At 68.7% G+C, this 20,052-nt stretch carries 19 protein-coding genes; 18 read left to right on the top strand and 1 reads right to left on the bottom strand.

The genetic code is table 11. The features are described from left to right. The first annotated feature begins 11 nt into the window (after nucleotides 1-11). From AC51BJ_RS11125 to AC51BJ_RS11105, 5 genes are all read left to right on the top strand, one after another. The gene (locus AC51BJ_RS11125) at nucleotides 12-2,222 is read left to right on the top strand and encodes a xanthine dehydrogenase family protein molybdopterin-binding subunit (RefSeq protein ID WP_496280252.1); all 2,211 of its coding nucleotides are present in this window, start codon (nucleotides 12-14) and stop codon (nucleotides 2,220-2,222) included. Nucleotides 2,223-2,285: 63 nt separating this feature from the next. After that, entirely contained in the window at nucleotides 2,286-3,314 is a 1,029-nt protein-coding gene (locus AC51BJ_RS11120) for an XdhC family protein (protein ID WP_496280251.1), read from the top strand. A 124-nt stretch (nucleotides 3,315-3,438) separates the two neighbouring features. After that, nucleotides 3,439-4,014, top strand: a complete 576-nt coding sequence (locus AC51BJ_RS11115; RefSeq protein ID WP_496280250.1) for a nucleotidyltransferase family protein — start codon at nucleotides 3,439-3,441, stop codon at nucleotides 4,012-4,014. Nucleotides 4,015-4,159: 145 nt separating this feature from the next. Then, complete coding sequence (locus tag AC51BJ_RS11110; protein WP_496280249.1) at nucleotides 4,160-5,287, top strand: HD domain-containing phosphohydrolase; 1,128 nt, start codon at nucleotides 4,160-4,162, stop codon at nucleotides 5,285-5,287. A 67-nt stretch (nucleotides 5,288-5,354) separates the two neighbouring features. Further along, nucleotides 5,355-6,764, top strand: coding sequence for a hypothetical protein (locus AC51BJ_RS11105; protein ID WP_496280248.1), 1,410 nt, complete (start codon nucleotides 5,355-5,357; stop codon nucleotides 6,762-6,764). Here AC51BJ_RS11105 and AC51BJ_RS11100 read toward each other — a convergent pair whose 3' ends face one another. Continuing rightward, nucleotides 6,765-7,619, bottom strand: a complete 855-nt coding sequence (locus tag AC51BJ_RS11100; protein ID WP_496280247.1) for a S1 family peptidase — start codon at nucleotides 7,617-7,619, stop codon at nucleotides 6,765-6,767. Nucleotides 7,620-7,727: 108 nt separating this feature from the next. On the opposite strand from AC51BJ_RS11100, the gene AC51BJ_RS11095 reads away from it, so the two are divergent. From AC51BJ_RS11095 to AC51BJ_RS11035, 13 genes are all read left to right on the top strand, one after another. After that, the gene (locus AC51BJ_RS11095; RefSeq protein WP_496280246.1) at nucleotides 7,728-8,576 is read left to right on the top strand and encodes an urease accessory protein UreD; all 849 of its coding nucleotides are present in this window, start codon (nucleotides 7,728-7,730) and stop codon (nucleotides 8,574-8,576) included. 23 nt (nucleotides 8,577-8,599) lie between these two features. Then, entirely contained in the window at nucleotides 8,600-8,902 is a 303-nt protein-coding gene (locus tag AC51BJ_RS11090) for an urease subunit gamma (RefSeq protein WP_019916378.1), read from the top strand. A gap of 9 nt (nucleotides 8,903-8,911) precedes the next feature. After that, nucleotides 8,912-9,190, top strand: a complete 279-nt coding sequence (locus AC51BJ_RS11085; protein ID WP_430435417.1) for a hypothetical protein — start codon at nucleotides 8,912-8,914, stop codon at nucleotides 9,188-9,190. 20 nt (nucleotides 9,191-9,210) lie between these two features. Continuing rightward, a complete protein-coding gene (locus AC51BJ_RS11080) occupies nucleotides 9,211-9,537 on the top strand; it encodes an urease subunit beta (RefSeq protein WP_304004439.1) in 327 nt (108 codons plus the stop codon). Next, nucleotides 9,534-9,749 (top strand): hypothetical protein, encoded by a 216-nt coding sequence (locus tag AC51BJ_RS11075; RefSeq protein ID WP_304009907.1) that lies wholly within the window; start codon nucleotides 9,534-9,536, stop codon nucleotides 9,747-9,749. Before AC51BJ_RS11080 ends, AC51BJ_RS11075 begins: the two co-directional genes overlap by 4 nt. 7 nt (nucleotides 9,750-9,756) lie before the next feature. After that, on the top strand, nucleotides 9,757-11,469 hold the full coding sequence (ureC, locus tag AC51BJ_RS11070; protein WP_496280245.1) for an urease subunit alpha: 1,713 nt from the start codon (nucleotides 9,757-9,759) through the stop codon (nucleotides 11,467-11,469). 25 nt (nucleotides 11,470-11,494) lie between these two features. Beyond that, on the top strand, nucleotides 11,495-11,989 hold the full coding sequence (gene ureE / locus AC51BJ_RS11065) for an urease accessory protein UreE (RefSeq protein ID WP_430435419.1): 495 nt from the start codon (nucleotides 11,495-11,497) through the stop codon (nucleotides 11,987-11,989). Continuing rightward, on the top strand, nucleotides 11,986-12,663 hold the full coding sequence (locus AC51BJ_RS11060; protein ID WP_430435420.1) for an urease accessory protein UreF: 678 nt from the start codon (nucleotides 11,986-11,988) through the stop codon (nucleotides 12,661-12,663). The genes ureE and AC51BJ_RS11060 overlap by 4 nt, the downstream gene beginning before the upstream one ends. A gap of 97 nt (nucleotides 12,664-12,760) precedes the next feature. After that, on the top strand, nucleotides 12,761-13,393 hold the full coding sequence (gene ureG / locus AC51BJ_RS11055; RefSeq protein ID WP_430435421.1) for an urease accessory protein UreG: 633 nt from the start codon (nucleotides 12,761-12,763) through the stop codon (nucleotides 13,391-13,393). Between the two features lie 64 nt (nucleotides 13,394-13,457). Beyond that, nucleotides 13,458-14,885, top strand: coding sequence for a Trk system potassium transporter TrkA (gene trkA, locus AC51BJ_RS11050; RefSeq protein ID WP_496280244.1), 1,428 nt, complete (start codon nucleotides 13,458-13,460; stop codon nucleotides 14,883-14,885). Then, complete coding sequence (locus AC51BJ_RS11045) at nucleotides 14,885-16,333, top strand: TrkH family potassium uptake protein (RefSeq protein ID WP_430435423.1); 1,449 nt, start codon at nucleotides 14,885-14,887, stop codon at nucleotides 16,331-16,333. Before trkA ends, AC51BJ_RS11045 begins: the two co-directional genes overlap by 1 nt. Before the next feature lie 75 nt (nucleotides 16,334-16,408). Then, on the top strand, nucleotides 16,409-17,476 hold the full coding sequence (gene hemE / locus AC51BJ_RS11040) for a uroporphyrinogen decarboxylase (RefSeq protein WP_496280243.1): 1,068 nt from the start codon (nucleotides 16,409-16,411) through the stop codon (nucleotides 17,474-17,476). Between the two features lie 360 nt (nucleotides 17,477-17,836). Next, nucleotides 17,837-20,020, top strand: coding sequence for a primosomal protein N' (locus tag AC51BJ_RS11035; protein ID WP_496280242.1), 2,184 nt, complete (start codon nucleotides 17,837-17,839; stop codon nucleotides 20,018-20,020). The last annotated feature ends 32 nt before the right edge of the window (nucleotides 20,021-20,052 follow it).

The following is a 20,052-nucleotide window of genomic DNA, read 5'->3' as shown; positions in this document are numbered from 1 at the left end:
GGAGCGCACAGATGAATTTCCGCATCGAGAATGCATTCCAGACCACCCGCCGCGGCTTCCTCAAGGGCGGCGCCGGACTGGCGCTGGCCATCGTCGCGCCGACCGTCGCACTGGCCGAGGTCGGTGGCCCCGGTCACGCCGGCAGCGCGATGATCGATGGCGAGTTCTCGCCGAACGCCTTCCTGCGCATCGGCACCGACGGCACGGTCACCGTGGTGTCCAAGCACCTCGAAATGGGCCAGGGTGTCTACACCGGCCTGGCCACGCTGGTGGCCGAGGAACTGGACGCCGACTGGTCGCGCGTGACGGTCGAGGGCGCACCGGCCGACGCCAAGCGTTACAGCAACCTGTTCTGGAAGGCGCAGGGCACCGGGGGCAGCACCGCCATCGCCAACTCCTACGAACAGATGCGCCGCGCCGGCGCCACCGCACGCGCCATGCTGGTGTCCGCCGCCGCGCAGCAGTGGAAGGTGCCAGCGTCGCAGATCACGGTGAAGAACGGCGTCGTGTCGCACGCCGCCAGCGGCCGCAAGGCCGGCTTCGGCGAACTGGCCGAGGCGGCGGCGCAACTGCCGGTGCCGGCCAACGTGAAGCTGAAGAATCCGAAGGACTTCACGCTGATCGGTCGCAGCGCACCGCGCGTGGACAGCGTCGCCAAGACCACCGGCCGCGCCACCTTCACCCAGGACGTGAAGCTTCCCGGCATGCTGGTCGCCGTGGTCGCCCACCCGCCGCGCTTCGGCGGCCGGGTGAAGTCGGTCGACGACAAGGCGGCCCGCGCGATCAAGGGCGTGAGCGACGTCGTCGTCATCCCGAACGGTGTGGCGGTGCTCGCATCCGACTACTGGACCGCGAAGAAGGGCCGCGACGCGCTCAAGGTCGAATGGGACGAGGCGCAGGCCTATCGCGGCAGCAGCGATGCCATCGTCGCCGACTACCGCGAACGCGCGAAGACGCCCGGGCTGAACGCACGCAACGACGGCAACGCCGAAGCCGCGCTGGCCAAGGCGGGCAAGGTGATCGAGGCGGAATACGTGTTCCCCTATCTGGCGCACGCGTCGATGGAGCCGCTGAACTGCGTCATGAAGCTGGAGAACGGCGAATGCGAGGTGTGGAACGGCGAACAGCTGCACACGGTCGATCAGTTCTCGCTGGCCAAGACGCTCGGCATCGAAGCCGACCGCGTCAAGCTGAACATGGTGTATGCCGGCGGCAGCTTCGGTCGCCGCGCCAACCCGCAGTCGGACTACCTGCTCGAAACCGCGCAGATCGTGAAGGCGATCAATGGCCGCGCACCGGTCAAGCTGGTGTGGAGCCGTGAGGACGACATGCGCGGCGGCTTCTATCGCCCGATCTACCTGCACCGCGTGCGCGCCGCGCTCGACGCAAAGGGCATGCCGGTCGCCTGGCAACAGCGCATCGTCGGCCAGTCCATCATCGCCGGCTCGCCGTTCGAACCGATGTTGGTCAAGGACGGCGTCGACATCACCTCAGTCGAGGGCGCGTCCACACTGCCCTACGCCATTCCCAATCTGAACGTGGATCTGCACACCACCAACGCCGACGTGAAGGTGCCGGTGCAGTGGTGGCGTTCGGTCGGCTCGACCCATACCGCCTACGCGACCGAACTGTTCATCGACGAACTGGCGCAGAGCGCCGGCAAGGACCCGGTGGCCTACCGCATGGCGCTGCTGAAGAAGCACCCGCGCCACGCCGGCGTGCTCAAGCTGGCCGCCGACAAGGCCGGCTGGAACAAGCCGCTGGCACCGGCCGCCGACGGTGCTACGCGCGGCCGCGGCGTCGCCGTACATGAATCGTTCAACAGCTTCGTCGCCGAAGTGGTCGAGGTGACGGTGCAGAAGGACGGCAGCTTCAAGGTCGACCGCGTGGTCTGCGCCGTCGATTGCGGCGTGGTCGTTAACCCGGACGTGGTGAAGGCGCAGATGGAAGGCGGCATCGGCTACGCGCTGGCCGCCGCGCTGACCGGCTCGATCACGCTGAAGGACGGCGTGGTCGAACAGTCCAATTTCAACGACTACCCGGTGCTGCGCATCAACGAAATGCCCAAGGTCGAGGTGCATATCGTGAAGTCGGCCGCCGCGCCCACCGGTGTCGGCGAACCGGGCGTGCCGCCGCTGGCCCCGGCACTGGCGAGCGCGCTGCGTGCGGCGACCGGCAAGGTGATCCACACGCTGCCGATCGGCGAACAGCTGCAGGCCTGACCGGCGCATCGCGCCCGCGGGCGGCCGCTCAGGCACGCCGCCCGCGTCATGAAGGAATGGAATATGGACAGCCTTGATCTCGAAGTATTGACCCGCGCCCGCGACTGGCTGCGCGACGGCCACCGCGTCATGCTGGCGACCGTGGTGCGCACCTGGGGCTCGTCGCCGCGCCCGCCCGGCGCGCTGCTGGCGCTGCGTGACGACGGCCGCGCGGTCGGTTCGGTGTCCGGCGGCTGCATCGAGGACGACCTCATCTACCGGCTGCGCCGCGACGGCCTGCCGACCGAGGCGCACTCGGTCAGCTACGGCGTCACCGCCGACGAGGCACGCCGCTTCGGCCTGCCCTGCGGCGGCACGCTGCAGCTGGTGCTGGAACCGCTGGCCGATGCCGGTGCGCTGGACGATCTGCTGACCCGCCTGGGTCGCGGCGAACTGCTCACACGCCGCCTCGATCTGGCCAGCGGCCGCGCCACGCTGCACGCCGGCCACGCCGACCAGGCGCTGCATTTCGACGGCCACACGCTGATCAGCGTGTTCGGCCCGCGCTACCGACTGCTGCTGATCGGTGCCGGCCAGCTGTCGAGCAGCCTCGCGCGCATCGCCAGTTCGCTCGATTTCGCGGTCACCGTGTGCGACCCGCGCGAGGAATACAGCGAAGAGTGGACGGTGCCCGGCACCACGCTGACGCGCGACATGCCGGACGACGTGGTGATGGCGATGCAGCCGGACGCGCGCACCGCGGTGATCGCGCTGACGCACGACCCCAAGCTGGACGATCTGGCGCTGATGGAAGCACTGAAGTCGCCCGCCTTCTACGTCGCCGCGCTCGGCTCGCGCCGCAACAACGACGTGCGCCGCGAACGGCTGAAGGAATTCGACCTCAGCGAGGCACAGATCGACCGCCTGCGCGGCCCGGCCGGTCTGTACATCGGCAGCCGCACGCCGGCCGAGATCGCGGTGTCGATCGCCGCCGAACTGGTGGCGATGAAGAACGGCGCCGCCGCCGACAGTCTGTTGAACGTGCGGGACGCCAAGGCCGCGCTCGACATCGCGGCCGACACGCTGTCGTCGTGCACGCTCGGTCCGAACTGAATCTCGCGCCCGCCCCAGCGGGCGCGACCACGAACGGCGTACGGCCGCCGGGCAGACGGCACCCCCCTCCGTCGTCGGTCCGGCGCGCCGGCACGCCGTACCCCGGCCATCCGCCGTTCACGCAATGATCCAGGGCGTCCTGCTCGCCGCCGGCTACGGCCGGCGCTTCGACCCGAGCGGCCGCAGCAGCAAGCTGCTGGCCACGCTGCCCGACGGCCGCAGCGTCGCCTGGCACGCTGCGCACGCACTGTGCACCGCGCTGCCGGGCAGTATCGCGGTCATCCGCCCCGGCCATGAAGCGCTGGCGGCGGAACTGCGCGACGCCGGCTGCCGCGTACTGGAAAGCTGCAACGCCGAAGCGGGCATGGGCAGCGCGCTCGCATACGCGGTAGGCGACAGCGCCGGCGCCGATGGCTGGCTGGTGGCACTGGCCGACATGCCCTGGCTGCCGGTCGACACGATCCGCGCGGTCGCTGCCGCCATCGACCGGCCGGAGCGCATCGCCGCCGCGGCCTGCGACGGCCAGCGCGGCCACCCGGTCGCTTTCGGCGCCGCACACGGCGCGGTACTGGCTGCGCTGCACGGCGACAGCGGTGCGCGCGAGCTGCTGCGCACGCATCCGGTACAGCTGATCGAAGCCGGTGACGACGGCGTGCTGCGCGACATTGATCTGCCGGAACATCTTCAGCGCGTGCGCTGACACAATTGTTTCACCCGCACCCGGCATGACAGATGCACAGCGCACGGTGTAGGCTGCGCACGTCGACGCGCACACGACGCGCGGCAGACCCAGACGACGAACGAGAACGCGGCGCCAAGGCCACCGCGCATTCCGGAGCACGGCCATGAACGACACGGTTTCATTCGAAACCCTGGATGACGACAGCGGCGGATCGCTGACCGCTCAGATGCAGTGGTTGCACGGGCGCGTGCGTCAGCATCACCCGCAGGTACACCGCATCGCCATCACGCTGTACGACGCGCGCCACGACGTGCTGAAGACCTATGTGAACAGCAGCGACGTGGCCGATCCGCTGTCGCTGTACGAGCGGCCGCTGGCACAGGTGCCGTCGCTGCTCGAACTGGCCGGCAAGCGCGAATCTCGCGTCATCCACGATTTCACCCAGCTGCCGCTGCCGCACGGCGAACACACCGCCTGGCTGCTGGCACACGGCTATCGCAGCAGCTACACGGTGCCGCTTTACCAGTCGGGTACGCTGCTCGGCTTCCTGTTCTTCGATTCGCGCAAGCCGGGTGCCTTCGACGGCCGGCTGCCGGACGAACTGCAGATCTACGTTCAGCTGTGCCGGCTGTCGGTGCTGAACGTGTTCAGCCTGTCGCACGCGGTCGAAGGCATGGTGAAGGTGGCGCGCGGGCTGGCGCATCTGCGCGACATCGAAACCGGTCGCCATCTCGACCGCATGTCCAGCTACAGCCGGCTGATCGCGCAGCGCGTCGCCGCGCACTTCGGTGTCGGCGACGAGTTCATCGAGCACGTGTATCTGTTCTCGCCGCTGCACGATATCGGCAAGGTGGGCATTCCGGACAGCGTGCTCCTGAAACCCGGCCGCCTGACCCCGGACGAGCGGCTGGCCATGCAGGGCCACGTCGAACTGGGCGTGCAGCTGATCGACGAGGTGATGCACGAAGCGGGTCTGGCGGCAACACCCTACCTGTCCATCCTGCGCAACATCGTCAGCCACCACCACGAGTGGCTGGATGGCAGCGGTTACCCGCGCGGCCTGCGTGGCGCGGTGATCCCGCTCGAAGCGCGCATCGTCGCGGTTGCCGACATCTTCGACGCGCTGACCTCGGAGCGACCGTACAAGAAACCGTGGCGCAACGAGGACGCGCTGGCCGAACTGCGTCGCATGGCCGACGACGGAAAGCTGGACCCGGTCTGCGTCGATGCGCTGGCGCAGTCGGCCGAGGAATTGCGCGCGATCCAGGCCCTGTTCGGGCTGGACGACTGACGGCGGCGCGGCATCAGCGTCACCAAGCCGGCATAGAATCCGGCCATACATTCAGGGGCGGGACCGGATGAAAACCTCCACTAAACATCGCCGCCCGGTCGCCCAGCGACTGTTGCGCGCCCTGGTCGCCGGCATCGTCGCGGCCGTCACCCTGCTGGTGCTGCTGATCGCCATCGCCTGGCTGCTGCCGGACGCCACGCGCAGCGCGCCCGCGCAGGCCCTGCTCGACGCGCCCCCCGCCATCGACGAAAGCGGCAATGGCGCGCTGCTGCTCGAAGGCCTGCGCGCGCCGGCCGGCAGCGACAGTGCGGCCTTCGGTCGTGCGCGGCTTGCGCACGCGCGCGAGCACTTCGCCCGCGCCGACGCCGGCCCGTATCAGCCGCCCGAACTGCCGGCCGACGCCTTGCCGCTGCCCGACACGCAGGCGCTGTGCGATCCGGCGCACGGCGCCTGCGTCGAGCGCTGGCTGGCGCAGGCAGCGCAGATCGTCGCGCTGTCCGACGCGCACCGCGCCGCGCTCGACCGGCTGGACGCCATGGTCGCGCAGCCGCGCTTCCAGGCGCAGATGCTGGCGCACCCGGACGCCCCGCTCACCGCCTACGGTCCGCTTGCCGGTCTGCTGCGCCTGAGGCTGGCCGAGGCGACGGTGGCGATGGAGAACGACGACAGCGCACGCGCGCTCGACATCCTGGCCGCGCAGACCGGCTTCCTGCGCCGCCTGCTGGCCGCCCCCGACGCGTCGCTGATTCAGAAGATGGTCGGCACCAGCCACCTGCGCGTGCATCTGACGGTGCTGGGCGAATGGCTGCATCGCTGGCCGGATACGGTTACGGACGCAGCACAGCTCGCGCCGCTGCTGGCCGACGCCAGCGACGCCGAACTCGATCTGCGCGGCGCCATCCGGCAGGAAGCGAGCTGGATGGCCGCCACGATGAACGCACTGCCCAGCGGCCGGACGGACGCCGTGTTCGCCGACGGCAAATCGCCGTCGCTGCTCGAACAGCTGCTGCTGCCCGCCTTCTACAAGCGCGACGCGACGCTCAACGACTGGGCGACGCACGCGGCAGCGCTCGACGCTGCGCTGGCTGGTCCGCACGACGCGCGGCTGGCGGCGATGCAGGCGCAGAACCGCACCTTCCTGCAGGACGCGGCGGACTACGGCGACCTGTCGCGCGCGCTGCACAACCCGGCGGGCCGGCTGCTGCTGACACTGGCCACCACCGACTACGGCGACTACCTGCTGCGCCTGTATGACACGCAGGCGGTGGGCCGCATGGTGGCGCTGCAGGCCGCGCTGATCCGCGACGGCGTGCGCGCCGGCGACATCCCCGGACGTCTCGTTGTCGGCACGCCGGCTTCGCCACAGCGCATCGGCTACGACGCGACGGCGCACGCACTGACGTGGGCACCGCTGGGCAGCCAGGGCATCGTGCAGAAGCTGGACGGTGGCCTCTACATCGCCAGGCTGCCGCGCTGATCAGCGCGGTACGCCACCCGCGCGCGCCAGCGCCTGTTCCAGCGTATCCCGCGCCTCCGGCGCGTCCGGCTCGCGTGCCAGCCACAGCTGCGCGTGCTGCGCCAGCGCGTCCCAGCGACCTTCGTGTTCGTACTGCACCGCCTGCAGGAAGGGCAGACGCGCATCGGTGGCGTCGGCCCAGAACGGGCGCGCGTCTGCCGTCTTCGGTTGCACGCCGCGCGCCAGCACCTCCGGCACCCAGTCGGCCGGAATGGCAAAGAACATGCTCTTGTCGCTGCTCAGCTTGTAGAAGGTGAGAATGCCGACCAGCCGCCCTTCGGCGTCGAACAGGCCGCCGCCCGAGGCGCCGGCGGCGAAGGCGGCGCTGCCGCGCAGTACGCGGCTGCCGTCCATCCCGTACAGCTGGCGTACCTCACCGAGGTCGTAGGCGAAGCGGCCGCCGGTGAAGCCGAGGCTGAACACCACGTCCTTCTTGCGCACCTGGCTGGCCGGAATCAGCGGCGCCGCGCGCGTGGTGATGATGTCCGACTTCAGGATGCACAGGTCGCGCCGCCAGTCGGCGGCGACCAGCGATACCTGCAGCGCCTCGCCGGTCTGCACGACGACCGCGTGCGTGGCGTCGTTCAGCACGTGGCAGCTGGTCGCCAGCAGACCGGGGCCGACCATCACCGCCGAACCGCTGGACGTGCCGCGCTCGCTCTTGGCGTACAGCTGGAACACGGTGCGCGCCGCCACCGGCACGCGGTCGAGCAGGCCGGGCGGTGCGTCGTCGCTGGCCGCAACCGGCACGACACAGAAGAGCAGCAGCGCCAGCAGCGGCGCGCACAGTCTGCAGACAGGGGTCGGACAGGTCATCGAAGCTCCTCGCAATCGGCGTAGGCTGTGGTGTTCGGCACACGTCGTGCTTTGTGTCGGCAAAGCGGTGGCCGGTTCCGGCCGTGCCGCGATTTTTGACACGTCCTCATGCACACCCCGACACCAGACGCCGGCAGCGACGCCGGCTGGCAAGCCCGCATCGCGCTCGGCTATCGCGCACTTGACGGACGCACCGTGCTGGCGCGGCGCGAGCACAGCGGCCCGCTGCGCGTGCAGAAGCCGCTCTATCCGGAGGGCGACGCGGTCTGCCATACGCTGCTGCTGCACCCGCCGGGCGGCATCGCCGGCGGCGACGCACTGCAGGTCGAACTCGACGCCGGCCCCGGCGCGCACGCGCTGATCACCACGCCGGGCGCCACCAAGTGGTACCGCAGCGCCGGTCCGCAGGCGCGCTCGGACCTGTACCTGCGCGTCGGCGCGGGCGCTGTCGTCGAATGGCTTCCGCAGGACGCCATCGTGTTCGACGGCGCGCGAGCGCAGGCGCGCAACCACATCGACCTGGCGAGCGACGGCCGCTTCATCGGCATGGACCTGTGGTGTATGGGCCGCACCGCCAGCGGCGAACGCTTCGAGCGCGGCGAACTGGCACTGGACACCCGCATCACCCGCGACGGCCGCACGCTGTGGCTGGAACAGGCGCGACTCGCCGCCGGCGCGCCACTGCTGCAGTCGGCCGCCGGACTGGCCGGCGCACCGGTGTTCGGCACGCTGATCGCCGCCGGCATCGACGCCGACGCCACACTGCTCGCCGCCTGCCGCGCCGTCCCCGCACCACAGGGCCAGTCCGGCGTGACCCGGCTGCCCGGCCTGCTGCTCGCCCGCTACCGCGGCGACTGCACGCAGGCGGCGCGGGCATGGTTCGTGCATCTGTGGGCGCTGATACGGCCGGCCATGACCGGCCGAGCCGCGCAGACGCCGCGCATCTGGAACACATGACGGGCACACGCACAGAAGAAAAAATGGAACTGACACCGCGCGAGAAGGACAAGCTGCTCATCTTCACCGCCGCCCTGCTGGCCGAACGCCGGCGTGCGCGCGGGCTGAAGCTCAACTACCCGGAAGCGGTCGCCTACATCACCGCCGCCATCATGGAAGGTGCGCGCGACGGCCGCAGCGTGGCCGAACTGATGAGCCACGGCACGACGCTGCTCAGCCGTGACGACGTCATGGAAGGCGTAGCCGAGATGATTCCGGACATACAGGTGGAAGCCACTTTCCCGGATGGCACCAAGCTGGTCACCGTTCATCACCCGATACCGTGAGAGCCGCCCATGAGTGACGACGACATGGAACTGGCGCGCCGCCTCGCGCGCTTCAAGCTGGGCGTGCGGCGCAGCCTGGGCGAGTCGGTAAACCTCGACGCGTTGCGCACCGATCTCGATTACCGCACGCGCACGCTGGCCGACATTGAGGAGCGCGCCGATGACGAGGAACTGCTGGTGAGCCTGCTGCTGGTGCGTGAAATGCTCGATCGCCGCGGCGATGCCGAAACGGTGAGCGACGGCACCAAGGCCGGGCGCGATTACCGTTTTGGTGCGCGTTCGGGCTGACGGGCGCGGGAAGGAACACGATGATTCCAGGACAGATGCAGGTCGCCGACGGCGACATCGAACTGAACGCCGGCCGTGACACCGTCACGCTGGACGTGCGCAACAGCGGCGACCGGCCGGTGCAGGTCGGATCGCACTATCACTTCGCGGAAACGAATGACGCGCTGCTGTTCGACCGCGCCGCGGCGCGCGGCTTCCGTCTCGATATTGCGGCCGGCACCGCGGTGCGCTTCGAGCCGGGACAGATGCGCACGGTAAAGCTGGTCGCGCTGGCCGGCGAACGCAGGGTTTTCGGATTCAAGGGACGGGTACAGGGCCCGCTCGACACACAGGGAGAACAGCAATGATGCAGGCACTGATGACTTTGGCACTGGCATGGAGCAGCGTCGCGTGGGCCCATCCGGGCGAGCACCACGGCAACGTCGGCGACGCGCTGCTGCACCTGATGAGCGAACCGGACCACGTGGCGCTGCTGATCGCGGCAGCGCTCATCGGCGGCCTTGGCGGGCTGATGATGCGCCGGCGCGCGAAGGCCGCACGTCGCATGTTCAAGGACTGATCGACGCATGAGCACGCGCATCAGCCGGCAGGCCTATGCGGAAATGTTCGGCCCGACCACCGGCGACCGCGTGCGGCTGGCCGACACCGAGCTGTGGATAGAGGTCGAGCGCGACTACACGGTCTACGGCGAGGAAGTGAAGTTCGGCGGCGGCAAGGTGATCCGCGACGGCATGGGCCAGAGCCAGCGCTGCGCGGCGGAGGTGATGGACACCGTCATCACCAATGCGCTCATCGTCGACCACTGGGGCATCGTCAAGGCTGACATCGGTCTGAAGAACGGCTTCATCGCCGGCATCGGCAAGGCCGGCAATCCGGACATCCAGCCGGCGGTCACGCTGGTCATCGGCCCGGGCACCGAAATCATCGCCGGCGAAGGCATGATCGTCACCGCCGGCGGCATCGACAGCCACATCCACTTCATCTGCCCGCAGCAGATCGAAGAGGCGCTGATGTCCGGCGTCACGACGATGCTGGGCGGCGGCACCGGCCCGGCCACCGGCACCTTCGCCACCACCTGCACGCCGGGCCCGTGGCACATCCACTCGATGCTGGCCGCGGCCGACGCCTTTCCGATGAACCTCGGTTTTCTCGGCAAGGGCAACGCATCGCAGCCGGCGCCGCTGCGCGAACAGATCGAGGCCGGCGTGATCGGCCTGAAGCTGCACGAGGACTGGGGCACCACGCCGGCGGCGATCGACACCTGCCTGTCGGTGGCCGAAGAGATGGACGTGCAGGTCGCCATCCACACCGACACGCTGAACGAATCGGGCTTCGTCGAAACGACGATGGACGCGTTCAAGGGCCGCACCATCCACACCTTCCACACCGAAGGCGCGGGCGGCGGTCATGCGCCGGACATCCTGCGTGCGGCCGGTCTGCCCAACGTGCTGCCGTCATCGACCAATCCGACGATGCCTTACACGGTGAACACCATAGACGAGCACCTCGACATGCTCATGGTGTGCCACCACCTCGACGCCGCCATCGCCGAGGACGTGGCCTTCGCCGAAAGCCGCATCCGCCGCGAGACGATCGCGGCGGAGGACATCCTGCATGACCTCGGCGCCTTTTCGATGATGTCGTCCGACTCGCAGGCCATGGGCCGCGTCGGCGAAGTGATCATCCGCACCTGGCAGGCGGCGCACAAGATGAAGATCCAGCGCGGCACGCTGAGCGATCCCGAGGGGCGTTCGCCGGCCGCCGACAATTTCCGCGTGCGCCGCTACATCGCCAAGTACACGATCAACCCCGCGATCACGCACGGCATCGGCCACATCGTCGGCTCGGTCGAGCCGGGCAAGCTGGCCGATCTGGTGCTGTGGCGCCCGGCCTTCTTCGGCGTCAAACCCAGCCTGATCCTCAAGGGCGGCATGATCGCCGCCGCCGCGATGGGCGACCCGAACGCCTCCATCCCGACACCGCAACCGGTGCACTACCGGCCGATGTTCGGCAGCTACGCCGGCGGCCTGAAGACCTCGCTCACCTTCGTGTCGCAGGCGGCGCTGAACAACCCGGCCGTACGCGACCTGGGCCTCGCCAAACGACTGGAACCGGTACGCAACACGCGCACCATCCGCAAGTCCGACATGGTGCTGAACGGCTGGCAGCCAGAGATCGACGTCGATCCAGAAACTTACGAGGTACGCGCCGACGGTGAGCGGCTGGTGTGCGAGCCGGCCGCCGCGTTGCCGATGGCGCAGCGCTATTTCCTGTTCTGAACAAGGGGTCTCCACCCCACCCGACATGCTGCTGATCGAAACCTTCGCGCCGGCCGACGCCGTGCCGGCCGAAACGCTGACACTGAACTTCGAACTGCGCGCCAAGTGCAGGCTGCGCACGCGCCTGGATTCGGGCGAGGAGGTCGGGCTCTTCCTGCCGCGCGGCACGATACTGCGCGGCGGCGACCTGCTGGCCGGCAAGGACGGACGCGTCGTTGCCGTGCGCCCGGCGCCCGAGCGGGTGATTGAGGCACGCAGCGCAGACGCGCTGCTGATCGCGCGCGCCGCCTACCACCTCGGCAACCGCCATGTCGCGGTCGAGGTGCAGCCCGGTCTGCTGCGGCTGGCAACCGACCACGTGCTGGCGCAGATGCTGGTCGGCCTGGGCCTCGACGTGCGCGAGACGCTGGCGCCGTTCGAGCCGGAGGCCGGTGCCTATGGCGGTCACCCGGCCCACCACACGCACGCCCATGCGGAAGAGACCGGCGCCAAGCTGCACCTGTTCGCGGGCGGCGCATGAATCCGCTCGCGCTGGTGCGCCTGCTGCAGCTGGCCAGCCCGACGCTGCCGGTCGGTGCCTTCAGCTATTCGCAGGGGCTGGAATGGCAGGTCGATTGCAGCGCCATCCGGACCGAAGCGGACGCCGGCGACTGGATCGCTGCAGTATTCGACGCCGGCATCGCCTCGTTCGAACTGCCCTTGCTGGCCGCGCAGATGCGCGCCTGGGCCGCCGACGACATCGCGGCGGTGCTCGACCTGAACGACGACTATCTGGCCAGCCGCGAGGCGGCCGAGTTGCGCGCCGAGACGGTGCAGATGGGCTATTCCTGCCTCCAGCTGCTGAAGGCGCTGGCGGAATGCAGCGCGGTCGCGGCACGACTTGCGGACATCGGCGACGTCGCCTTCCCGACTGCCTGGTCAGGCGCCGCGGTGGCGCTCGGTGTGCCGATCGAACCGGCGCTGACCGCCTGGGCCTGGGCCTGGGCCGAGAATCAGGTGATGGCGGCGATCAAGGCGGTGCCGCTGGGTCAGACCGCCGGCCAGCGCCTGCTGATGACGCTGGGCGAGGACATCCCGCCGCGCGTGGCAACCGCGCTGACGCTGCCGCGCGAGGACTGGAGCAATTTCGCGCCCGGCCTGGCGATCGCCAGCAGCCGGCACGAAACGCAGTACTCACGGCTGTTCAGATCATGACCACGGTCGCACCGCACGCCACCTGCCGCGCCCACAATCCGGGCACGACTGCACAGTCGACGATCCGGATCCGCATTTTCGATGAAAGGCTGACACCATGACCCCATCCACTCCCCGCCCGCCGCTGCGCGTGGGCATCGGCGGCCCGGTCGGCTCGGGCAAGACCGCGCTGACGCTGGCGCTGTGCCGCGCGCTGCGCGACCGCTACAACATCGCTGCCGTCACCAACGACATCTACACCGAGGAGGACGCGCAGTTCCTGGTGCGCAACGAGGCGCTGCCGCCGGAACGCATCATCGGCGTCGAAACCGGCGGCTGCCCGCACACCGCGATACGCGAGGACGCGTCGATCAACCTCGAAGCGGTGGCGCGTCTGAGCGCGCGTTTTTCCGGGCTGGAAGTGATCCTGATCGAATCCGGCGGCGACAACCTCGCCGCGACCTTCTCGCCCGAACTTTCCGACCTGACGCTGTACGTGATCGACGTCGCCGCCGGCGACAAGATTCCACGCAAGGGCGGGCCCGGCATCTGCAAATCGGACCTGCTCATCATCAACAAGATCGATCTGGCGCCCATGGTCGGCGCCTCGCTGGAGGTGATGGAGCGCGACGCGCTGAAGATGCGCGGCGAGCGGCCCTTCCTGTTCTCCAACATGAAGACCGGTCACAACCTAGACGCCATCATCGCCTTCATCGAGCGCGAAGGCATGCTGGGGGCGCAGCCGGCCTGACCGACGTCATGCCGCCGCCTGTGGTTGCGGCTACACTCGCGCAACTTTCCCAACGGGCGGCGGCGTGAAAATCATCATTCTCGGAGCAGGTCAGGTCGGTTCGTCAGTGGCCGAGAACCTGGTGTCGGAGGCGAACGACATCACCGTGGTCGATACCGACATTCCGCGACTGCAGGCGTTGCAGGACAGGCTGGACCTGCGGGTGGTCGTCGGCAATGCCGCCAGCCCGCACGTGATGCGCCAGGCCGGCGCCGATGACGCCGACCTTCTGATCGCGGTCACGGCGTCGGACCAGACCAATCTGTGCGCCTGTCGCATCGCGCAGACGCTGTTCAACCTGCCCACCCGCATCGCCCGTCTGCGCTCGATCGACTACGCCGACTACCCGCAGCTGCTGGACGACAATAACTTCGCCGTCGACTTCTCGATCTGCCCGGAACAGGAAGTCACGGATTACCTGAAGCGGCTGATCGCCTTCCCTGAAGCACTGCAGGTGATCGAGTTCGCGCAGGGGCGGGTGTCCATGGTCGCCGTGCGCGCAGTCGGCGGCGGCCCGCTGGTCGGGCGCCAGATCAAGGCGTTGCGCGAGCACCTGCCCGACATCGAAGCGCGCATTGCCGCCATCTACCGGCGCGACACCGCCATCATTCCGGACGGCGACACGGTGATCGAACCGGGCGACGAGGTGTTCTGCCTGGCCGCAACCGAGGACATCCGCGCGGTGACCGCCGAGCTGCGCAAGCTGGACAAGCCGATGCGCCGCATCATGATCGCTGGCGGCGGCAATATCGGTTACCGGCTGGCCACCTCGCTGGAGAACCGCTACGAGCTGAAGCTGATCGAGCACTCGCGGCCCCGTGCCGAATTCCTGTCGAGCAATCTGCACAAGACCCTGGTACTGGCCGGCGACACGACGGACGAAATGCTGCTGGAGGCGGAAAACGTCGACGACATGGACCTGTATCTCGCGCTGACCAACGACGACGAGAACAACATCATGTCCTCGCTGATGGCCAAGCGCATGGGCGCCCGGCGCGTGGTGGCACTGATCAACCGCCGCGCCTATGTCGATCTGGTGCAGGCCGGCACCATAGACATCGCCATCTCGCCGGCCCAGGTGTCAATCGGCTCGCTGCTCGCCCACGTGCGCCGCGGCGACGTGGTGGCGGTGCACAGCCTGCGCCGCGGTGCAGCCGAAGCACTGGAACTCGTGGTCCATGGCGACCGCAAGACCTCCCGCGTGGTGGGGCGTCGCATCGAGGAGATCGGACTGCCGCAGGGCGCGATGATCGGCGCCATCGTCCGCCAGTCCGGCAAGCCCGTCCAGGTCGAGGTGACCGACCTCGCGGTGCGCGAAACCCACCAGCAGGTGATCATGCCGCACCACGACACGGTGATCGAACCGGAAGACCATGTGATCGTGTTCTGCTCGAACCGCCGGCTGGTGGCGCGCGTCGAGCGGCTGTTTCAGGTCGACTTCGGGTATCTCTGATGCTGCACGTCGTCAACGTGCTGGGCCGCCTGCTGGCGGTGTTCAGCCTCACCTACCTGGCGCCGATCGCCTGCTCGCTCATCTTCCACGACGGCATGCTGTGGCACTTCATCGACGGCATGGCGATCAGCGCGGCCGGCGGGATACTGCTCTATGTCGGCACCCGCCGCCATTACCGCGAACTGAAGCCGCGTGATGGCTTCCTGCTGGTCACGCTGTCGTGGATGCTGATGTCGGCCATCGCCGCCGTGCCGCTCATGCTGTCCTACGACAGCATGAGTTTCACCGACGCCTTCTTCGAAACGATGTCGGGCCTGACCACGACCGGCGCCACGGTGATGACCGGGCTGGACCACGCCCCGCAGTCGGTCAACCTGTGGCGCCACCTGCTGAATTGGATAGGCGGCATGGGCATCATCGTGTTCGCGGTCGCCATCCTGCCGCTGCTTGGCGTCGGCGGCATGCAGTTGTACAAGGCCGAGGCGCCGGGGCCGATGAAGGACGGCAAGCTCACAGCGCGCATCGCCGACACCGCCAAGGCGCTCTACCTGGTCTATTTCGGCATCACGGTCATCTGCGTGCTGTCGCTGCGCGTCGCCGGCATGGACTGGTTCGACGCGCTCTGTCACGCCTTCGCCGCGATGGGTCTGGGCGGGCTGTCCACGCGCGACGCCAGCGTCGGCGCCTTCGATTCACCGTGGATCGAGGGCGTCCTGAGCTTCTTCATGCTCGTCGCGGCGATGAACTTCGCCACCCACTTCCTCGCCTTCCGCGGCCGCTCGTTGCGCGTTTATGCGCAGGATTTCGAGGCCCGCGGCGTGCTGATCGCCTGTATTGGCAGCAGCGTGCTGCTGGCGGCCTATCTGGTCGAACAGGGCACGTATGCCAGCTACTGGACGGCCCTGCGACATGTGAGCTTCAATCTCATCTCGATTGCAACCGACTGTGGTTTCGTCAGCACCGACTACGCGCAATGGCCGTTGTTCGTGCCACTGTGGATGCTCTTCCTGTCCAGCATCACGGCCAGTTCGGGATCGACCGGCGGCGGCATCAAGATGGTGCGCACACTCATCCTGATCGGCCAGGCGCGGCGCGACATGCTCAAGCTCATTCATCCGAACGCCGTACGGCCGCTCAAGGTCGGCACAACGTGCGTGTCGGACACGGTCGCCCAGTCGGTGCTGGGCTTCATCTTCCTGTACTTCATGAGCATCGTGCTGCTCACCTTCGTGCTGCTGCTGTCCGGGCTCGACTTCATGTCCTCGTTCACCGCGATCATCGCGATGATCAACAATGCCGGCCCCGGTCTCGGCGTGGTTGGCCCGGCTGGCAACTATCAGGGTCTGTCCGACTTCCAGACCTGGGTGTGCAGCTTTGCCATGCTGCTCGGCCGCCTGGAGGTGATGTCCATCCTCATCATCTTCACCCCGGGTTTCTGGCGCAAATAGGTCCGATCGTCGCCTGCCCGGGCAGGCAGGCGGGCGCATCGGCTATCCTTGCGCCCTGCACTTCAAGGATTTCCCATGTCCGCACTCCGCAACGACACCTTCCTGCGCGCGCTGCTGCGCCAGCCCACCGACTACACGCCGATCTGGCTGATGCGCCAGGCCGGCCGCTACCTGCCCGAGTACTGCGCGACCCGCCGTCGCGCCGGCAGCTTCCTGCAGCTGTGCAAGTCGCCGGCCATGGCCTGCGAAGTGACGCTGCAACCGCTGGAGCGCTTTCCGCTCGACGCCGCCATCCTGTTTTCCGACATCCTGACGGTGCCGGACGCGATGGGTCTGGGCCTGTATTTCGCTGAGGGCGAAGGCCCGAAGTTCGAGCGCCCGCTGCGTTCGGAAGACGCGATCCGCGCGCTGGCCGCGCCCGACCCCACCGCCGAACTGGGCTATGTCATTGATGCGGTGAATGAAATCCGCCGCGCGCTGGACGGTCGGGTGCCGCTGATCGGCTTCTCAGGCAGCCCGTGGACGCTGGCCTGCTACATGGTCGAAGGTGGCGCCTCGGACGACTACCGGCACCTGAAGACGCTGATGCTGGATCGCCCGGAACTGCTGCACCACATGCTGTCGGTGACCTCGAAGGCGGTGACCGATTACCTGAATGCGCAGATCGAAGCCGGTGCGCAGGCAGTGATGATTTTCGACTCCTGGGGCGGCGCGCTGTCGGCGCACGGCTATCGCGAATTCTCGCTCGCCTACATGCAGCGCATCATCGCCGGCCTGAAACGGGAAAAGGACGGCCAGCGCGTGCCGGTCATCATGTTTACCAAGGGCGGCGGTCAGTGGCTGGAGGCGCAGGCCGAAGCAGGCGCCGACGCGCTGGGCCTGGACTGGACCACCGATATCGGACTGGCCCGCCAGCGGGTCGGCGACAAGGTGGCGCTGCAGGGCAATTTCGACCCGACCGCCCTGTTCGCGCACCCGGAGGGTATCCGCGGCGAGGCGCGCCGCATCCTCGACAGCTACGGCAATCACCCGGGCCATGTGTTCAACCTCGGCCACGGCATTTCGCAGCACACGCCGCCGGAGCACGTAGCCGCGCTGGTGGAGGAAGTTCATCGCCACAGCCGCGCCCTGCGGGCAGGCTGAACGGGGCAGCCGGCAGGTTCCGCCGGCTTATTCCGCACAGTTCGGCCACCGCAAGGGGTTGACTTATGCACAGTCGGCCGCTCAGGCCGACTACAAGCCGAAGGGCCGGTCCACTACAAGAGCCCTCCGCGCAAGTCACTGATAAGCAAGGAAGTATTTTTTTCTTGACGCCTGGCGGAAAATTTGGTGGCCGTTGATGTCCGGTTCGTGACGGACGGACACGAAGTTTCCCACAAAGTTATCCACAGCTTTTGTGGCACTCAAAACCTTGCCGGATGAGTGCGTTGCGGACACAAGCACCCAGTCTTGTTGAACGACATGCCGCAAGTCACTGAATCCATTAAAAGCCCGCATCAGCGCTTGGAAAGCACCGCAGCAATTCTGCCGTCGCATCTGTTGCAGGTCGCGCTTTCGCGACCGATTCCCACGCTGTTCGACTATGACGCCTCGGCCTTTCCCGATGCCGAACCGGGACAGCGCGTGCGTGTGCCCTTCGGCCGCAGCGAACTGTGGGGCATCGCGTGGGGCTGGCGCGAAGCGGGCGAGGTCGACGCGGCGCGCATCAAGCCGCTGCTCGACATCGACCGCGGCAGCCCGCCGCTGCCGGGCACCTGGCGGGCGCTGGTCGAGTTCGTCGCCCACTACTATCAGCAACCGATAGGCGAAGTGGCGGCGATGGCGGCACCGCCGGCCATCAGCGCCACCCGCGCCGAGCGGGCCAACCGGCGTTTCCGTGCCACCCCGGCCGGCACCGCCGCGCTCGACACGCTGCCGGCGCGCGATGTCCGGCGCAAGCTGATCACCGCGCTGACCGAGGCCGGCGACCTGAACGAGGCGGAACTGCGCGCGCTGTCATCGCGGGCCGCCGTCGCCCTCGAACGTCTGCTGACCGACGGGCTGATCGAGCCGGCGCTGCCGCAGGCGCCGGCCGAAGCCGCCCACGTGCTCAGCGCCGATCAGGCCGCGGCGCTGGCCGCCCTGCAATCGACCGCGGGCTACGCCGCCAGCCTGCTGCACGGCGTGACCGGCAGCGGCAAGACCGAGGTCTATCTGCGACTGATCGAGGACCAGATCGCCGCCGGCCGGCAGTGCCTGCTGCTGGTGCCGGAAATCGCGCTGACGCCGCAGTTGCATGCGCGCGTTGCCGCCCGCTTCCCGCGCGCCAGCCTGCACGTGATGCACAGCGAAATGAGCGACGGCGCCCGCGCGATGGCCTGGGCGGCGGCGCAGTCTGGCGAGGCGGACATCCTGCTCGGCACCCGGCTGGCGGTGTTCGCGCCGCTGCCGCGACTGGGCTGCATCGTGCTCGACGAAGAACACGACCCCTCCTTCCGCCAGACCGAGGGCGTGCGCTATTCGGCGCGCGATGTCGCCATCTGGCGCGCCCGCAACGAGGACGTCCCCATCGTGCTGGGCAGCGCCACGCCGTCGCTGGAGACGCTGCGTCACGCGATCGACGGGCGCTACCGCTGGCTCAGGCTGACCACCCGCGCCGGCAGCGCCCGCCTGCCCGAGGTGCATCTGGTCGACACGCGGGTGTTCCGCGCCACCGACGGGCTGAGCCAGCCCATGCTGCGGGCCATCGACAGCCGGCTGGCGCGCGGCGAACAGACGCTGCTGTTCATCAACCGCCGCGGCTACGCGCCGGTGCTGAGCTGCCCGGCCTGCGGCTGGGCGGCCGGCTGCACCCAGTGCACCGCCAACCTGGTGCTGCACGCCGCCGACCGCCGGTTGCGCTGTCACCACTGCGGCGCCGAGGGCCCGGTACCGCAGGCGTGCCCGAAATGCGGCAACCAGGACATCCAGGGCTACGGCCGCGGCACCCAGCGGCTGGAAGAAACGCTGGCCAGCCGCTTCCCGACCGCACGTCTGCTGCGCATCGACCGCGACAACGTCCGCGGCCGCGAGCACTGGCAGGAACAGCTGGGCCTGATCCGCCGCGGCGAGGTCGATCTGGTGGTCGGCACCCAGTTGCTGGCCAAGGGCCACGACTTTCCCGGCATCACGCTGGTTGGCGTGATCGGCGCCGACGCCTCGCTGCACGCCGCCGACTTCCGCGCGCAGGAGCGGCTGTTCGCGCAGCTGATGCAGGTCGGCGGCCGGGCCGGCCGGGCCGACACCGCCGGCGAGGTGCTGATCCAGACTGCGCAGCCTGAACACCCCTTGTTCGCGGCGCTGAAGGCGCACGATTTCGACGGCTTCGCGCGTAGCCAGCTGGCGGAACGCGCCGCGCTCGGCCTGCCGCCGCACGGCTTCCAGCTCATGCTGAGTGCCGACGCACCGGAACTGCAGGCCGCCCTCGACTTCCTCGAAGCGGCCCGCCGCGCCGCGCTGGCACTGAACGTGGACGGCGTGCAGATCTACGACGTCGTGCCGATGCGCATGGTGCGCCGCGCCAACCGCGAACGCGCCCAGCTGGTGGTCGAGTCGCGCAGCCGTCCGGCGCTGCGCGCGCTGCTGCTGCCCTGGGTGGCCAACCTCTACCGCCTGCGCGTCGCCCGCGGCCTGCGCTGGCACGTGGACGTGGACCCGGTGGAGGTGTGATCGCGCTTGCCGCGGCGGCCAATCTCGGTTCT

The organism is Methyloversatilis sp. S146-33 (genome assembly GCF_059552495.1).
The sequence above is the reverse complement of the archived record's forward strand: the minus strand, read 5'-3'. Positions and strand labels throughout refer to the sequence as shown.

Coding starts and splice junctions, on each gene's coding strand:
- AC51BJ_RS11125 (WP_496280252.1), top strand. CDS start 12: ATGAATTTCCGCATCGAGAATGCATTCCAGACCACCCGCCGCGGCTTC.
- AC51BJ_RS11120 (WP_496280251.1), top strand. CDS start 2,286: ATGGACAGCCTTGATCTCGAAGTATTGACCCGCGCCCGCGACTGGCTG.
- AC51BJ_RS11115 (WP_496280250.1), top strand. CDS start 3,439: ATGATCCAGGGCGTCCTGCTCGCCGCCGGCTACGGCCGGCGCTTCGAC.
- AC51BJ_RS11110 (WP_496280249.1), top strand. CDS start 4,160: ATGAACGACACGGTTTCATTCGAAACCCTGGATGACGACAGCGGCGGA.
- AC51BJ_RS11105 (WP_496280248.1), top strand. CDS start 5,355: ATGAAAACCTCCACTAAACATCGCCGCCCGGTCGCCCAGCGACTGTTG.
- AC51BJ_RS11100 (WP_496280247.1), bottom strand. CDS start 7,619: ATGACCTGTCCGACCCCTGTCTGCAGACTGTGCGCGCCGCTGCTGGCG.
- AC51BJ_RS11095 (WP_496280246.1), top strand. CDS start 7,728: ATGCACACCCCGACACCAGACGCCGGCAGCGACGCCGGCTGGCAAGCC.
- AC51BJ_RS11090 (WP_019916378.1), top strand. CDS start 8,600: ATGGAACTGACACCGCGCGAGAAGGACAAGCTGCTCATCTTCACCGCC.
- AC51BJ_RS11085 (WP_430435417.1), top strand. CDS start 8,912: ATGAGTGACGACGACATGGAACTGGCGCGCCGCCTCGCGCGCTTCAAG.
- AC51BJ_RS11080 (WP_304004439.1), top strand. CDS start 9,211: ATGATTCCAGGACAGATGCAGGTCGCCGACGGCGACATCGAACTGAAC.
- AC51BJ_RS11075 (WP_304009907.1), top strand. CDS start 9,534: ATGATGCAGGCACTGATGACTTTGGCACTGGCATGGAGCAGCGTCGCG.
- ureC (WP_496280245.1), top strand. CDS start 9,757: ATGAGCACGCGCATCAGCCGGCAGGCCTATGCGGAAATGTTCGGCCCG.
- ureE (WP_430435419.1), top strand. CDS start 11,495: ATGCTGCTGATCGAAACCTTCGCGCCGGCCGACGCCGTGCCGGCCGAA.
- AC51BJ_RS11060 (WP_430435420.1), top strand. CDS start 11,986: ATGAATCCGCTCGCGCTGGTGCGCCTGCTGCAGCTGGCCAGCCCGACG.
- ureG (WP_430435421.1), top strand. CDS start 12,761: ATGACCCCATCCACTCCCCGCCCGCCGCTGCGCGTGGGCATCGGCGGC.
- AC51BJ_RS11045 (WP_430435423.1), top strand. CDS start 14,885: ATGCTGCACGTCGTCAACGTGCTGGGCCGCCTGCTGGCGGTGTTCAGC.
- hemE (WP_496280243.1), top strand. CDS start 16,409: ATGTCCGCACTCCGCAACGACACCTTCCTGCGCGCGCTGCTGCGCCAG.